Origin of the sequence: Collinsella sp. CLA-ER-H10 (assembly GCF_040092475.1) — a bacterium.
In the GTDB taxonomy this organism is placed as follows: domain Bacteria; phylum Actinomycetota; class Coriobacteriia; order Coriobacteriales; family Coriobacteriaceae; genus Collinsella.
This window is the reverse complement of the sequence record NZ_JBBNLM010000001.1, coordinates 1-15344: the sequence shown is the minus strand read 5'-3', so window position 1 is coordinate 15344 and position 15344 is coordinate 1. Positions and strand designations below refer to the sequence as shown.

The 15344-nt window shown below is 57.9% G+C and carries 10 protein-coding genes; 4 read left to right on the top strand and 6 right to left on the bottom strand.

Annotated elements, in window-relative coordinates; all coding sequences use genetic code 11:
- Positions 1-3: 3 nt before the first annotated feature.
- From murJ to uvrA, 3 genes are all read right to left on the bottom strand, one after another.
- Positions 4-1584, bottom strand: coding sequence for a murein biosynthesis integral membrane protein MurJ (gene murJ, locus AAAX36_RS00050; RefSeq protein WP_117759563.1), 1581 nt, complete (start codon positions 1582-1584; stop codon positions 4-6).
- Positions 1585-1689: 105 nt separating this feature from the next.
- The gene (ybaK, locus tag AAAX36_RS00045; RefSeq protein WP_349073632.1) at positions 1690-2190 is read right to left on the bottom strand and encodes a Cys-tRNA(Pro) deacylase; all 501 of its coding nucleotides are present in this window, start codon (positions 2188-2190) and stop codon (positions 1690-1692) included.
- Positions 2191-2322: 132 nt separating this feature from the next.
- Positions 2323-5202, bottom strand: coding sequence for an excinuclease ABC subunit UvrA (gene uvrA / locus AAAX36_RS00040; RefSeq protein WP_349073631.1), 2880 nt, complete (start codon positions 5200-5202; stop codon positions 2323-2325).
- Between the two features lie 193 nt (positions 5203-5395).
- Here uvrA and AAAX36_RS00035 point away from each other — a divergent pair, with 193 nt between their 5' ends.
- The 4 genes from AAAX36_RS00035 (at position 5396) to AAAX36_RS00020 (ending at position 11518) form a co-directional block, all read left to right on the top strand.
- Entirely contained in the window at positions 5396-7549 is a 2154-nt protein-coding gene (locus AAAX36_RS00035; RefSeq protein WP_349073630.1) for an LTA synthase family protein, read from the top strand.
- A 145-nt stretch (positions 7550-7694) separates the two neighbouring features.
- Entirely contained in the window at positions 7695-8525 is an 831-nt protein-coding gene (locus AAAX36_RS00030) for an Mrp/NBP35 family ATP-binding protein (protein ID WP_271730892.1), read from the top strand.
- Entirely contained in the window at positions 8526-9797 is a 1272-nt protein-coding gene (locus AAAX36_RS00025; RefSeq protein ID WP_215674618.1) for an NAD(P)/FAD-dependent oxidoreductase, read from the top strand.
- An 80-nt stretch (positions 9798-9877) separates the two neighbouring features.
- Positions 9878-11518, top strand: coding sequence for an FAD-dependent protein (locus AAAX36_RS00020; RefSeq protein WP_215674620.1), 1641 nt, complete (start codon positions 9878-9880; stop codon positions 11516-11518).
- Positions 11519-11583: 65 nt separating this feature from the next.
- Here AAAX36_RS00020 and uvrB read toward each other — a convergent pair whose 3' ends face one another.
- The 3 genes from uvrB to coaE are packed head-to-tail and all read right to left on the bottom strand — an operon-like array spanning position 11584 to position 15091.
- Complete coding sequence (gene uvrB / locus AAAX36_RS00015; RefSeq protein ID WP_349073629.1) at positions 11584-13824, bottom strand: excinuclease ABC subunit UvrB; 2241 nt, start codon at positions 13822-13824, stop codon at positions 11584-11586.
- 51 nt (positions 13825-13875) lie between these two features.
- A complete protein-coding gene (locus tag AAAX36_RS00010; RefSeq protein WP_022093787.1) occupies positions 13876-14457 on the bottom strand; it encodes a lytic transglycosylase domain-containing protein in 582 nt (193 codons plus the stop codon).
- Positions 14450-15091, bottom strand: coding sequence for a dephospho-CoA kinase (gene coaE / locus AAAX36_RS00005; protein WP_117770493.1), 642 nt, complete (start codon positions 15089-15091; stop codon positions 14450-14452). Before coaE ends, AAAX36_RS00010 begins: the two co-directional genes overlap by 8 nt.
- Positions 15092-15344: the final 253 nt, after the last annotated feature.

Below are 15344 nucleotides of genomic sequence, written 5' to 3'. Positions count from 1 at the left end.
CACCTACTTGCGACGAAGCAGCGCCGAGACCTCGGGCATCTTAAGGACGACGGCAAGGCCAAAGGTAACAGCAAGCGAGACGACACCGGCAACGCAAACGTAGCCAAGAGTAATCAGAATCGAGCCGCCAAGTGCGCCGACAAAGTGCTCAAGCGCCCACATGACGCCGGCGCCTGCGGCAGCACCCAGGCCACCGAGCAAAAGGCCAAAGAAACCGCCATGCAGGATAGATTTGACCTGAAGACCACGCAGACGACGACGCAGCCACCACAGCGAACAACCGACCAAGATCACGTAGTCGACGACATACGAAAGCGCGATTGCCGGCATACCGAAGCCCAGCACAACGCCAAACAGCAGAACCGAGCCGGCCTGGCCGATGGCGGAATACAGGCAATAGCGGCTATAGGGCTTCATGTCGAGCAAGGCAGAGAAGCTCTTCTGCATCAACACGACCACGCCGTAGAGCGGCAGCGAGAACGCCAGGTAGACAAGGAACTCGGACACCAGCGCCACGCCGGACTCATCAAACTTGCCGGCACAGTAAATCATGTTGAGCGGACGCGCGAAGACAATCAGGTACAGCGCGAACGGAATCAGGAAGAACAGCATCTGGGCGACGCCACGCGAAATGCCCGTGCGAACGCTGTCGTAATCCTTCTCCTGTGCGTCGTGAGAGAGCTCGGTATAGAGCGCCGTCGAAAGCGAGGCGGCAATCAGCGCGTAGGGCAGCGTGTACCACAGGCGCGCATAGGCGATGACGGAAGGACCAGTCTCGGGCTGGACCACCAGCGCGGCAGCGTTGGTGATAGAAGTCGAGACAAACATGCACACCGTGGCGAGCAGCGTCGGGATACCGAGCGCAATCGTCTGGCGCAGCGCGGGGTCCTTAAAGTCGATATGGATATGGGGATGCACGCCGTGCTTGCCAAGCGCGGGGATCTGACATGCCATCTGAACAAAGACACCGAGGGTCGTACCGGCCGCAATTAAGATGATGCCGGCACGTTCGCCAAACTGTGCGGACACGGGCGCAAAACCCATAAAGCTCGCAATGACGATCACATTGTTGAGGACCGGGGCAAACGTCGACCAGAAGTAGTCGCGGTGTGCGTTGAGAACGCCCGAAAACACCGAGCCCAAACCATAGAACAGAATCTGGATGGCAAAGAAACGGAACATGAACGCAGCGGTATCCATGCTGCCGCCGTCACCCGAAAGGAACGATTGCGTCCAGATAAAGCCCGGGGCGAACACGGTCCCCAGCAACGAAATGCCACCCAGCACCAAAAGCAGAATGCCGAGCAGGTTGCCCACGTACTCGTTCGAGGCCTCGCGACCCTGCTCACGCCTCACGCCCATGTACACGGGCAAAAACGCCGTCACGAGCATGCCACCCATCACGAGTTCGTAGAGCATATTGGGCAGGTTGTTGGCGACCTGATAGGAGGACGAGAGTAGCGACATGCCGATAGCGGCCGCCATTGCCCACGTGCGGATAAAACCGGTAACGCGAGACACGATGGTCAGGATGGTCATAAGCCCAGCGGAACGACCAACCGTGGAGTAGTCCGACGAGCCCATGTCGTCAGTGTCATCTCGCGACGAAGGAGCTTCGGATGAGGGTGTCTGAGGCGCAGATTCTTTTGCAAAATGAGCTCCGCGCTTCAATTCTTCCTGCGGCATCGCTCAGTCCTCTCTCGTAATCGCGGCAACCGTCGCCCCGCAAAATGCAATTAAATCATCGGGTGCAAGCTCGAGCTGATAACCACGCTTGCCTCCCGAAATAAAAATGGTATCCCAAAGGACACACGTCTCATCAATGAGCGTCCGGTAGCGTTTTTTCATACCGACCGGGCTGCAGCCGCCGCGAACGTAGCCAGTCGCCGCAAGCAAATCCTTCACATGCATCATGGCCAAGGACTTTTCCCCCGCGGCACGCGCGGCGGACTTTAAATCGAGCTCGTCGGCAACAGGGATGCAGCACACGACATGGTCGTTGGACGGTGTCACACAGACCAAAGTCTTAAATCCTTGACCGGGCTCCTCGCCAAGCTGCTCCGAAATCGCGGCCCCCAGGCCCACCGACTCATCACCATCGTCTTCGTACGTATGTAGAACATAGGAAATGCCGGCACTTTCCAGCTCGCGCATCGCATTGGTTTTTGGCGTCTTTACAGCCTTTGCCATGACATATCCTTTCCCTCGCATTCGGACGCGAGGATTAAGTATATGTCCAATTCGGCTGCATACGTCACTTCGACACAGCAAGCGCCATCGAATCACAAGGAGTCGATGGCGCCCATAAACTGAATCGCCTATTTATTGAGCATCAAGTTGAGCCTGACGCTCCCGGTCGCGCCTGAGCAACGGCGCCAAAAACTTGCCCGTATAACTCTGCGGACAGTCCGCAACCTGCTCCGGTGTGCCCGAAACCACAACGGTTCCGCCGCCGTTACCGCCCTCGGGACCCATATCGATCAGGCGGTCGGCAACCTTGATGACATCAAGGTTGTGTTCAATCACCAGCACCGTGTTGCCCGCATCGACCAAGCGCTGCAGCACATCGAGCAGCTGGCGGACGTCCTCAAAATGAAGGCCGGTCGTCGGCTCGTCCAAAATATAGAACGTCTTGCCCGTCTGGCGTCGATGAAGCTCCTTGGCGAGTTTCACACGCTGCGCCTCGCCGCCCGAAAGCGTCGTGGCGGGCTGGCCCAGGCTCACGTAGCCCAAGCCTACATCGTACAGCGTCTGAAGTTTGCGCTTAATCTGCGGGATATTCCCAAAGAAGGCCAGTGCCTCGGCCACGCTCATGTCAAGTACGTCCGAGATGGTCTTGCCACGGTAAGTGACCTCGAGTGTCTCGCGGTTGTAGCGTTTACCGCCGCAAACATCGCAGGGAACGTAGATATCGGGAAGGAAGTGCATCTCGATCTTGATCTGTCCGTCGCCCTTGCACGCCTCACAGCGCCCGCCACTCACATTAAAGGAGAAACGACCCGGCGAGTAGCCGCGCGCCTTCGACTCCGGCGTACTCGCAAACAGCGCGCGAAGATCATCCCACAGGCCGATATAGGTAGCAGGGTTGGAACGCGGCGTGCGGCCAATCGGCGACTGGTCGATATCGATAACCTTATCGATGCACTCGATGCCCTCGATTTTCTTATATGGACCCACAGGGCGCGTCGAACGGTGAATGGCATTCGTAAGGGCAGGCGCAATGGTATCGGTAACCAGGGAGCTCTTGCCCGATCCCGACACGCCGGTAACAACCGTAAGCGTACCAAACTCGATCTTGGCAGTAACGTTTTTGAGGTTGTTGGCTCGAGCGCCCGTAATTTTAAGGCAGCCGCGACCGGGCTTGCGCCGTTCATCAGGCACCCGGATCATTCGTTTGCCGGTCAGATAAGCGCCCGTCATCGACTCAGGACACGCCATGATATCGGCAGGCGTTCCCGCCGCGACTACGTGTCCGCCGTTGACGCCGGCGCCGGGCCCCATGTCGATCACGTAATCGGCGGCACGGATTGTATCCTCGTCGTGTTCGACGACGATAACGGTATTGCCGATATCGCGCAGGCGCTCGAGCGTCTTGATCAGGCGCTCGTTGTCACGCTGATGAAGACCGATCGAGGGCTCATCCAGAATATAGAGCACGCCCATGAGACCCGCGCCGATCTGCGTTGCCAAGCGAATACGCTGTGCCTCGCCACCGGAAAGCGTCGCCGAGGCACGATCGAGCGTCAGATAGTCGAGTCCAACATCGACCAGAAAACGCAAGCGCTCCAGAATTTCCTTGACGATACGACCGCCGATAAACTGTTGGCGCTCGGTGAGTTCCAGGCCCTCAAAAAACTCGAGCGATTCACGGCACGACAGGCAACAAACCTCGTAAATGGACTTGCCGCCCACGGTGACGGCGAGCATCTCGGAGCGCAAACGAGCGCCGTGGCAGGTCGAGCACGGCTCCTCGCGAATGTACTTCTCCAGGCGCGCCTTGGTGTTCTCGTTCGTCGTCTCGGTATAGCGTTCGTACAGGATGTTGCGAACGCCCGAAAACTTGGTATCCCACTGGCTGCGACGTCCGTCGAGCTTTTGGTAGTCGACCGAGATCTTCGTATCGCCCAGGCCATCCAAGAATGCACGACGCACGCGAGGGGGCAAGTCCTCCCACGGCGTATCGGCGCTCACCTTAAAGTGTTTGCAGACCGCAGCAAAAATCTGCGGATAGTAGTTCGAATTGCCAAACAGGCTACCAAAGACTCCGTCGGCAATGGACTTCGAGGGGTCCTCGATCAGCGCCTCGGCATCAACGGTTTTCTTAAAGCCCAGGCCGTCGCACTCAGGACATGCGCCATAGGGAGCGTTAAACGAAAAATCACGCGGCTGAAGATCGTCAATGGAGTGTCCATGCTCCGGGCACGCCAAGGCCAACGAATACTCCAGCAGCTCGCCCTCGGTCCCCTCGGGAGCATCACGATCGGGCAGCATGTACACGTTTACATTGCCGTGAGCCAGCGCGGTCGCCTGCTCAACAGACTCGGCGATACGGCCCAGAGAATTCTCACGGATCACGATGCGATCGACCACGACCTCGATATCGTGCTTGAATTTCTTATCCAAATCGATCGGATCGTCGAGCGAGCGCACTTCACCGTCGACACGCACGCGGCTAAAGCCCTCGGCGCGAAGGTCCTCAAACAGTTTGGTGTACTCGCCTTTTCGCCCGCGCACCACCGGTGCCAGCACAAACGCGCGGCGGCCCTCCCCCGCCGCCAAGACCTTGTCGGCAACCTGGTCGGTCGTCTGGCGCTCAATGACGCGGCCGCATTCGGGACAGTGCGGGGTGCCTACACGGGCGAACAGCAGGCGCAGATAGTCATAAATCTCGGTTACGGTGCCAACCGTCGAGCGAGGGTTTTTAGACGTCGTCTTTTGGTCGATCGACACCGCCGGCGAAAGGCCGTCGATTGAATCCAAGTCGGGTTTGTCCATCTGGCCCAAGAACTGGCGCGCATAGCTCGAAAGACTCTCGACGTATCGACGCTGGCCCTCGGCATAGATAGTGTCAAATGCCAGCGAACTCTTGCCCGAGCCAGAAAGACCGGTAATGACCACGAGTTGGTCACGCGGAATGGAAACATCGATATCACGGAGGTTGTGCTCACGAGCGCCGCGAATAACGATAGAAGAATCAGACATGGAAGCTCCTTGCCTCCTATTGCATCGAATCATACTGTCGATGAGTTTAGCGCACTCGACGCGCACAGATGTTCGTAATACAAGATTCGCAGACCTTTAGCTTTGCGTATCGGGTGCTTTGTTTCTCGAAATGCCGTGGAAAGGTTACAGTAATCTACTACTAAACTTAATTTGCTGTAACAGAGGAACGTCCATGACCGAAGATATCCCCCTTGAAATCACTTCGAGCGACATGGCCAATCTGCCCATATTCATCGCCGTCCTTATCGTGGCCACCGTCGTCGTGCGCGTGTATTTTTCAATCAAACACAATGAAAAGCCGCCCATTGCCCGCGTCTTTTGGTGCGCGACGCTCCTCATCCCGCTCGGCGTGGTAGCTGCATGGATTACGAATCAATTGCTCGTAAATGAGGACAGTTCCCTATGGGTCCTTTCTTATTCGGCGCTCGGTGCTGCCGCCGTCATACTTCTTGTCGAGCCCTTGGTTTCGGGACTTATTGACCAAACCGATCTTGAGACGGGAACGGTTGCCTGTATTTGCCGTGACATCCTTGTCATCGCCGCTGTTTCAGCGCTCTCGTTCGTTTCACTCGAAATTGCCTGCAACGAAACGTTCTATCACATTCCCGCCAACTCATTCGGGTTTTCCGTCGGGCTGCTCGCGACGGTTCTGCTCTCCCTTTATCTGCTGGGACAGCGTCATGGGGGCGTCATGGCCCTCGTGCCCGTCGTCTGTTGCATCCTTGGCATTGCCGAGCACTTCGTCATAACGTTTAAAGGCGAAGCCATCCTGCCAAGCGATATCTTGGCCCTTGGCACTGCAATGGAAGTGAGCGAGGGATACGAGTTTACCTTTACCGCCGGAATCGTAACCTCTCTCGCCCTGCTGGAGATTTCCCTGGGGCTTCTTTCGCTTATCCGACCGCGAAAGCTCCGTACGCCCACCCATGTCTTCCCCGCAATCGCCGCTAACCTCTGCGCTTTTCTGCTAGTGACCGTTGTGGGGCTCTCGGGCTTTTCCAGCATCGACTTGGAGCAGGCGCTGGATTTTGGATTTGACCGTTGGCAGCCCATCACCACGTATGCGTCTCAGGGTTTTATCACTTCGTTCACCGAAATGGTCAACGAGTTGCCTATTGAGAGGCCCGAAGACTATACGCCCGATGAGGCGCAGAGCATCGAGCAGGAGCTCGCCGCCGCCTACGACAACACGTATGGCTCGAGCGAGCAGCGCGCGGCGGCCGTTGCCCAGTTCAATGAAATCAAGCCGACGATTGTTGCCGTCATGAACGAGAGTTTTAGCGATCTTTCGTGCTTTGAGCAGCTCCAGGCGGCCGGGTACACCGGCCCCGCATTCTACAACTCGCTTCCCGACACACTTGTTCGCGGCACCATGCTCGCTTCGGTCGCCGGTGGCGGAACGGCGAACTCCGAATTCGAATTTTTGACCGGAGCGACAACGGCCTTTGTCGGATTAGGCAAAATCCCCTATCAGCTGTATCAGATGAATGGCGTCAACAGCCTGGCAAAGGACCTTAAGGAGCTTGGGTATACCGCTACCGCTATGCACCCGCAAAACCCCGTCAACTACCATCGAGATAAAATCTATCAGCAGCTGGGCTTTGGAGACTTTCTTTCAATCGGCGATTTCGAAGGTGCGCCCTGTTACCATTCCGGCGTATGCGACTACGCCACCTACGACAAGATACTCGACCTGCTTAGAACCGACGAAGCCCCGCAGTTCATCTTTGACGTCACGATGCAAAATCACGGCGGCTACGACTATGGCACCGTTCCCGCCGAGGAGCTGACAAACTATTGGGTCGAGGGAGCCAGCGAGGGCGCCAATAGCGCACTCAACACCTATCTTACCTGCATCAACGCATCCGACCGGGACCTCGAGTACTTTATCAACGAGCTCCGCAATATCGGCAGACCGGTTGTCCTTGTCTTTTTTGGCGACCATCAGCCGAGCGCCGCAACGGCTCTCAACGACGAGCTGTACCCTCAGGAAGATACGGCAAGCCACGCTTTCCGTATCTATCAGTCGACATATTTTGTCTGGGCTAACTATGAAATCGCCGGCAATACCGAGCTCAACGTCTACGACACCGTCGGGGCAAACGAGATTGCAGCCATTACCCTTAATAAGATCGGCGCCCCGCTCACCGACTATCAAAAGGCTCTGCTTGCAACAAGGTCAGATGTGCCCACTATCAATGTCTCCGGCTACCTTGGTGCCGACGGGCTGCGCTACGACTTGGAATCTGAAGACAGCCCATACGCCTCGACGATCGACAAGCTGCAGCGCATACAATATCTCGAGTTCGCCAGCAAAGTTCAGTAAGCCCGCCCATTCGCTTGGACCCATCGTATTGCAAGCACGCTCGGCCCAAATGCATCGCAAATGACTCCCGCTCGCAAACGAGGGTACAATGACGCTCGTGTCACATCACGGGGCCCCGGCCCCAACATATACAAAGGAGTCATACATGGGTTGCGAGCACGCACAGGCCGCCGGCGGACAAACGTCGCCGTCGCAATTTGAGGAGAACACGCTGTCCGAGGTCAAACGCGTCATCGCCGTGCTTTCCGGCAAGGGCGGTGTCGGCAAGTCGTTTGTCACCGGTGCCATCGCCACCGAGCTTGCCCGTCACGGCCACAAGGTCGGCGTCCTCGATGCCGACATCACCGGTCCCTCTATCCCCAAGATGTTCGGTATGAGCGGACGCCACGTCCATGCCCTTGGCAACCTTATGCTGCCCGAAATCTCCGAGCACGGCGTCAAGGTCATGAGCTCCAACCTTCTGCTCCAAAACGAGACCGACCCCGTCCTTTGGCGCGGTCCGGTCATCGCAGGCGCCATTAGGCAGTTCTGGAGCGAGACCTCGTGGGGCCCCATCGACTACCTGCTGGTCGACATGCCTCCGGGAACAGGCGACGTCGCGCTCACCGTCTTCCAGTCGCTGCCCGTCGACGGCATCGTCATCGTCACGAGCCCGCAGGATCTGGTCTCGATGATCGTCGCCAAGGCGGTCAACATGGCCGAGAAGATGAACGTCCCCATTCTGGGCATCGTCGAGAACATGAGCTATATCGAGTGCCCCGACTGCGGCAAGAAGATCGAGGTCTTTGGTAAGAGCAAGCTCCCCGAAGTCGCCGAGCGCTACAACCTCGAAATCTTGGGCCAGCTTCCCATCAATCCGTCACTCGCCGAGGCCTGCGATAAGGGCGAGGTCGAGACCGCGCTGCCCGATGGCATGCTGCCCAAGGCCGTCTCTGCCGTCGAGATTATTACCCCGCACGAGACCGACGAGGCCTAAGTGAACACGAGCGCCTTCTATGACGTCCTGGTAATCGGCGGCGGGGCTTCAGGCCTCGCCGCCGCCATTACGGCCGCACGCGCTGGCAAAAGCGTCTGCATCGTTGAGCGCGATGTCGCCTGCGGCCTTAAACTCCTTGCGACCGGCAACGGCCGCTGCAACCTCTCCAACGAATCGATTGATCCACAGCGGTATAACCACCCCGCATTCGTTGAATCCGTTATGGGCCCCCAGCCCGAACAAGAGCTTATGGGTTTCTTCTCCTCGCTGGGCATCACGACAACCTCTGAGGACGGCCGGCTGTACCCACGCTCCCTTCGTGCCGAATCGGTGCGTGACGCGCTTCTCAACGTCTGCGATCGCCTGGGTATCACCTTAATCTGCGGAGCCAACGTTGCCTCGGCGCACAAAGCTTCCGAAGGTTGGGCACTCCAAATAGACCGTCCAGCGCGGGCACTCAAGGCAAAAAAGCACGACGACCGAAAATCGGAGCTCCGCTCGCTTCGGAAAGCGCTCGCCGATGTCCCTCGCAAGAACGAGGCCCTGCAGGCACATGCCGTAATTATCGCCACGGGCGGCAACCCCACCGGTATCGCCGATACGTTTCGCCTCCCCCTCACTTCGCTGCGCCCCATCCTCTGCCCCGTATCGGCAACGGTCGTCGGCGATCGGGCGGCACTCAAGACGTTGGATGGCCTGCGCGTCCGCGCCCGCTTGACGCTCGCCCGCAATCATAATGAGCTCTGGCACGAAGACGGTGAAGTCCTGTTTCGAACCTTCGGTATCTCGGGCGTCGCTGTCTTCAACCTCTCCCGTCGTATCCAGCGCGGCGATACGATCCTGCTCGACGTTTTCCCCGACCTCTCCAAAGACGAGCTGCTCGATATGCTCAACCGGCGCGTTGAGCTACTCGGCGGCTTTTCGCCCCGCGATCCCCGTTGGCTCGACGGCATGCTTGCCCCGCAACTCTCCCGCGTCGTCTGCACGACGTTCGAGCAGTGCCATCCAGGCTCCAACGATGTCATCCACCTGGTCTCAATCCTCAAACACTTTAAGTTGCTCGTCGAGGGAACAGCCGAGGAGCGCTCGGCGCAGGTCACGCGTGGTGGCGTATCTGTCGAGAGCATCTCAATACCCAGTCTACGCGCGCGCAGCGCTGTCGACGCCCCGCTTTACGTCTGCGGCGAAGCGCTCGACATCGACGCCGATTGCGGAGGCTTTAACCTTGCGTGGGCCTGGCTCTCGGGCATTCGCGCTGCAAGCAGCCTGTAGCCGCGCAGTCTATAATCAAAAACGCATTCGGGCCGTCTGGGATACCGGACGGCCTCTTTCTTGCCTCTAAGGAGACCTCGATGATCGAAATCACCCAAGTCAACGCGTCGCTCGATGAAGCCGGCGATGAAAATGCCTGCCTCATTGTTGGCAAGCGAGTCGCCAAGCGCGTCCTACGTTGCAAGGACTCCGAGATCAAGTCCATCGAGCTCCACCGCAAGTCAATCGACGCTCGCAAAAAACGAGACGTCCATTTTATCCTGAGCTTTCGTGTTGAGCTGACTAGTCCCCACCTCGAGCGAGAAGCGGTCGACAGCGTCGCCGAGCGTGACCGCTCGCGCGTACGCGCGATAGAGGACGATGGGCCCTCATTCCCCTCCCCCGTCTCCGACGCACCTCAAGAACGCCCTGTCGTTGTCGGCGCCGGATGCGCTGGCCTTTTCGCTGCACTCACCCTTGCCGAAGCGGGTCTTAAGCCCTTGCTCATCGAGCGCGGCGACCCAGCATTTCGCCGCTCGCATGCGATCGATCTCTTTCTAAAGGAGCGCATCCTCGACCCCGAGAGCAATATCCAGTTTGGCCTAGGCGGCGCGGGGACCTTCTCGGACGGCAAGCTCAATACGGGAACCAAAAATCCCGCCCATCGCCTTATCCTCGAAACCTTCGTCGAGGCGGGCGCGCCCCGCGATATTCTGTGGGATGCCAAGCCGCACATTGGCTCCGACATCCTTCCCACGGTTGTCACCGCTATATCCCAGCGCATCGAGCAGCTCGGAGGTGTCGTCCGTTATCGAACAAAGCTCGTCGACATTCGCATCGACGCGTCTGGTGCCATCACCGGTATCGATGTCCAATCGTCCCAAGACGCCGCTTACGAGCCAATTGAGACAAAGCACCTCATCCTCGCCTGCGGGCATTCTGCTCGCGATATTTTTGAGCTCCTTAAGGACCACAACGTGGCCCTCGCACAAAAGACCTTTGCCATGGGCGTTCGCATCGAGCATCCGCAGCGCGACATCGACCGAGCCCAATATGGAGCCTTGGCGGGACATCCTGCCCTCGGAGCAGCCCCCTACAAGCTCGTCGCCCATCTTCCCAACGGCCGCAGCGTGTTCTCGTTTTGCATGTGCCCCGGCGGACAGGTTGTCGCCGCCTCTTCCGAGCAGGGCCACCTGTGCGTCAACGGCGCTAGCCTCAATGCCCGCGACGGACGCAACGCAAATGCCGCCTTGCTCGTTAACGTCACGCCTGAGGACCTTCCCAACGATGACCCGCTCGCCGGCATCGAGCTCCAGCGTGCCTGCGAGGCGGCCGCCTATCGCCTGGGCGGTTCCAACTGGAACGCACCGGCACAACTCGTCGGAGATTTCCTCGCAGGACGCGCCAGCAAGGCGCCCGGAAAGGTAAAGCCCACCTATCCGCTCGGTGTGACCTGGACGGCAATTGACGAAGCCCTGCCGCAGCATATCGTCGAGTCGCTCCGCCTGGGACTTCCCCTACTCGGAAAAAAGCTACGAGGCTACGACCGTCCCGATGCCGTTCTTACCGGCGTGGAGACTCGTTCGAGCTCACCTGTCACTGTCACCCGAGACCGAACGTGCCATGCCGTGTCGACCCCGGGCCTCTACCCTTGTGGTGAGGGAGCTGGATATGCTGGCGGCATCATGAGCGCGGCCACCGACGGCATCCGTTGTGCCGAAGCCCTGATCGCGGACCTCTAACGCACGAATTCCAGCGCGCAAAAGACACAGGCCCCGAGCTCCACAGGGAACTCGGGGCCTGTTCGCTATTTCTTAAACCGTGCACCCTGGCGTTTTCTGCCCGATGCGAACGTGGAACCCTTGCGGGCCTGCGAACGTAAGCGCTCGATCGTCTCGTCCTCAGACGCGCCCTCGAGCATCGCCCGAATCTGAACGACGGCATCGCGCAGGCGCGCCGCCTCCTCAAAGTCCATGGCGGCAGAAGCGTTGCGCATATCCTCTTCCATGGTTTCGACGATCCGCACAAGCTCGTCATGCGGCAGTTCTTCCAACTGCTCCGCAAGTGTCTGCTCGGGCGCCACCGTTTCCGGCACGCCGCCCTCGCCCGACTCATCGGGCGTATAGAATGCGCCATGACCAAGAGAATCGCCCTTCGAGCGCCCCTTGGAACCCACGGTTTTTTCGGCCTCGGCAATAAAACTTGAGATGTCGTTGATGGCCTTGCGCACTGTCTTGGGCACAATGCCATGCCCTTCGTTATATGCCATCTGAATCTCGCGACGGCGCTGCGTCTCCTCGATGGCCTCTTTCATCGAATCGGTCACAACGTCCGCATACATGATGACTTCGCCATCGGCGTTACGGGCCGCGCGGCCAATCGTCTGAATCAGCGAACGGCGGTTGCGCAAGAAGCCTTCCTTATCGGCATCGAGAATTGCCACCAGTGAGACCTCGGGAAGATCCAAGCCCTCGCGAAGCAGGTTGATGCCAACGAGAACATCGATCTTGCCCTCGCGCAGCGTTCGCAGGATCTCGACACGGTCCATTGTCGCCGTATCAGAATGCATGTAATTGACCTTAATGCCCGCATCAAGCAGATGGTCGGTCAGGTCCTCGGCCATGCGCTTGGTCAACGTGGTCACCAGCACGCGCTCCTTGCGGGCAACGCGCTCGCGAATCTCGTCCTCAAGATCGTCAATCTGACCGCGAACCGGACGCACATCGATCTTGGGATCGAGCAGACCGGTCGGACGAATAATCTGCTCCACGTCGTTTTGGCTCACCCGCAGCTCGTAATCGCCCGGCGTGGCCGAAACATAGATAAACTGGGGTATCCTTGCCTCAAACTCATCGAAACGAAGCGGGCGGTTATCGAGCGCCGAGGGCAGGCGAAAACCGTGTTCCACCAGCGTCACCTTACGCGAGCGGTCACCTTCGTGCATGCCGCGAATCTGCGGCACCGTCACATGGCTCTCATCGATGATGCAGAGCATATCCTTGGGAAAGTAATCGATTAGGGTAAACGGCGGCTCACCCGGCTTGCGACCGTCCAGATGACGCGAGTAGTTCTCGATGCCGTTGCAAAAGCCCATCGTCTCGAGCATCTCAAGATCATAATCGGTGCGCTGCTGCAGACGCTGCGCCTCGAGCAACTTGTCGGTCGCCTTGAGCTCCGCCACGCGCTTCTCGCACTCTTCGCTGATCGATTTCAGAGCCGCCTTGACCTTCGGCTTCTCGGTCACGTAGTGCGATGCCGGCCATACGGGGATGGCCTCGTACTCACGAAGCATCTCACCGGTGACCTCATCGATCTCGGCAATCAGCTCGACCTCGTCGCCAAAGAACTCAAACCGCAACGGATGCTCGGCATAAGGCGGATACACGTCGACAACATCGCCGCGCACGCGGAACGTGCCGCGTGCCAGGTCATAGTCATTGCGATCATATTGAATGTCGATAAGTGCATGGATAAAGTCATCGCGCTCGAGCGGCACCTTCTTGTCGACGTTTGGAGCCAGACCCGCATAGTCCTCAGGAGAGCCAATGCCATAGATACACGAGACCGATGCGACAACGATCACATCACGTCGAGAGAGTAGCGATGCGGTCGCCTGATGTCGCAGCATCTCAACCTCTTCGTTAATCGAGGAGTCTTTCTCGATATATGTATCGCTTTGCGGCACATACGCCTCGGGCTGATAGTAGTCGTAGTACGAGACGAAGTAGACCACAGCGTTGTTGGGAAAGAACTCTTTGAGCTCGCTCGCAAGCTGAGCGGCGAGCGTTTTATTCGGAGCCATGACCAGCGTCGGCTTTCCCAGGGCCTCAATAGTCTTTGCCATCGTGAAGGTCTTGCCCGAACCAGTCACGCCCAGCAAAACCTGATGGCGGTCTCCGTCCCTCACGCCCTGCACAAGCGACTCAATGGCCTTAGGCTGGGAACCGGCAGGCTCATAGGGAGACACGACCTTAAACGGCACGTCAGAGCCTTCAACGCCAAAGCGCTTAAGTTCACCACCAACGCGTTCTACTTCAAATTCCGCCATGGATACTCCTAACTCATATATCTGCAGTATACGCAGGCGGCAGGCATAGTCCTATACGAACCGATCGGGATAGAGGGTCTTGTAGCGAACCCAGGCATTATTGACACGAATCAGATACGCCTGCGTCTCGGGAAAGGTGATTGCATTATGAAGCGACGTACTCTGCTGCGCCCATCCGTCGACATTGCCCATGCCGGCGTTATAGGCGGCAATGGCACTGTCAGTCGACCCGTTAAAATACGCTAGAAGATACGAGAGATACGCACAGCCAAACTCGATATTCGTAGCCGGATCGTTAAGGTTGTCGGCCGAATACTCGCCACCGTCGACAAGGCCCTTGGCGATCATATCCTGGGCAGTCTCGGGCATCAGCTGCATCAATCCCTGAGCACCCTGATTCGACTCGGCCTCGGGATCCCAATTCGATTCAGACTTAATGACAGCGCACACCAGATACGGATCCAGATTATGCGAAATACTGGATTGCTTTACATACGCCTCGTAGTCAATCGGATACAGCGGCTTAAAGAAAGCGGCAGGAGCATACGAGTAAACGAATGAGATAAGGCCGAAGGCAAAAACGGCAGCCAGCGGTATAAGGCGATACCACGTAAGGAAACGTGTCTTAGGCATCGGCCTCCTCCTTATCCACTACATCCCCGAACCCATGGCGCGAAAGCCATGCGTCCAGTTGTTCAAAGAGCGAGTTATCGTCTGCCGCATTGTCAATCACAGTTGTAGCGAGATTGCACAGCACAGACTCTTCGGGCTGGCAAGCAGAACGGGCATCGAAATCAGATGGCTCCATGCCACGTTGAATAGCGCGCTCGCGACGAACTGACAAAGGGGCGCTGATGACCAAAATTTCATCAGCCAAGCCAAATGCATCCTCAAAACCAGTCGGAGCAGAAACCTCGACCACCGCAAAAGGATAACGGGGAGATGAAACAGTACAACAAACCGGATCGAGAATCCTAAGCGAAAGCTGTTCAATCAGAATGGGATGCACGATGTCATTGAGCCGTGCGACCGAATCAGGAGAAGCGAAAGCTCGAGAAGCGAGGATGCCGCGGCGAATGCCGCCTTCCTCATCCAAAATGTCCCAACCGAATTCATCCGCGAGTGTATTGACGATATCAGAGCCCGGCACATACAGCGATTTTGCAAGCTCATCCAGATCGATAAGCATAGCGCCACGAGATTCGAAATAGCGGCAGGCAGTCGACTTACCCGAAGCAATATTGCCCAAGACAAATACGGTAAACATCAAGCCCTCCCTAACGCCAATGCGAGTAATTATCGCTCAAATACACTAGATGGACTCAAAATACAGCCAAACAGTAAGAGCACATACGGGGGAGCTAGGTCCCAAAGTACAACGTGTATACAACGCAAAAAGGGGGAGGCCGCGAGGCCTCCCCCTTCCAAGTTCGATGACGGCTCGGTGCCGTCCACCGGTCAGCGGCGCCCTGGCCTCCCACGGGCTGACCCCGCAGTACTCTCGGCGCGATGGGGCTTAG

What these genes read in the sequence shown, in the direction of transcription:
- murJ (WP_117759563.1), bottom strand. Translation starts at nt 1,584, where the DNA reads ATGGGCTCGTCGGACTACTCCACGGTTGGTCGTTCCGCTGGGCTTATG.
- ybaK (WP_349073632.1), bottom strand. Translation starts at nt 2,190, where the DNA reads ATGGCAAAGGCTGTAAAGACGCCAAAAACCAATGCGATGCGCGAGCTG.
- uvrA (WP_349073631.1), bottom strand. Translation starts at nt 5,202, where the DNA reads ATGTCTGATTCTTCTATCGTTATTCGCGGCGCTCGTGAGCACAACCTC.
- AAAX36_RS00035 (WP_349073630.1), top strand. Translation starts at nt 5,396, where the DNA reads ATGACCGAAGATATCCCCCTTGAAATCACTTCGAGCGACATGGCCAAT.
- AAAX36_RS00030 (WP_271730892.1), top strand. Translation starts at nt 7,695, where the DNA reads ATGGGTTGCGAGCACGCACAGGCCGCCGGCGGACAAACGTCGCCGTCG.
- AAAX36_RS00020 (WP_215674620.1), top strand. Translation starts at nt 9,878, where the DNA reads ATGATCGAAATCACCCAAGTCAACGCGTCGCTCGATGAAGCCGGCGAT.
- uvrB (WP_349073629.1), bottom strand. Translation starts at nt 13,824, where the DNA reads ATGGCGGAATTTGAAGTAGAACGCGTTGGTGGTGAACTTAAGCGCTTT.
- AAAX36_RS00010 (WP_022093787.1), bottom strand. Translation starts at nt 14,457, where the DNA reads ATGCCTAAGACACGTTTCCTTACGTGGTATCGCCTTATACCGCTGGCT.
- coaE (WP_117770493.1), bottom strand. Translation starts at nt 15,091, where the DNA reads ATGTTTACCGTATTTGTCTTGGGCAATATTGCTTCGGGTAAGTCGACT.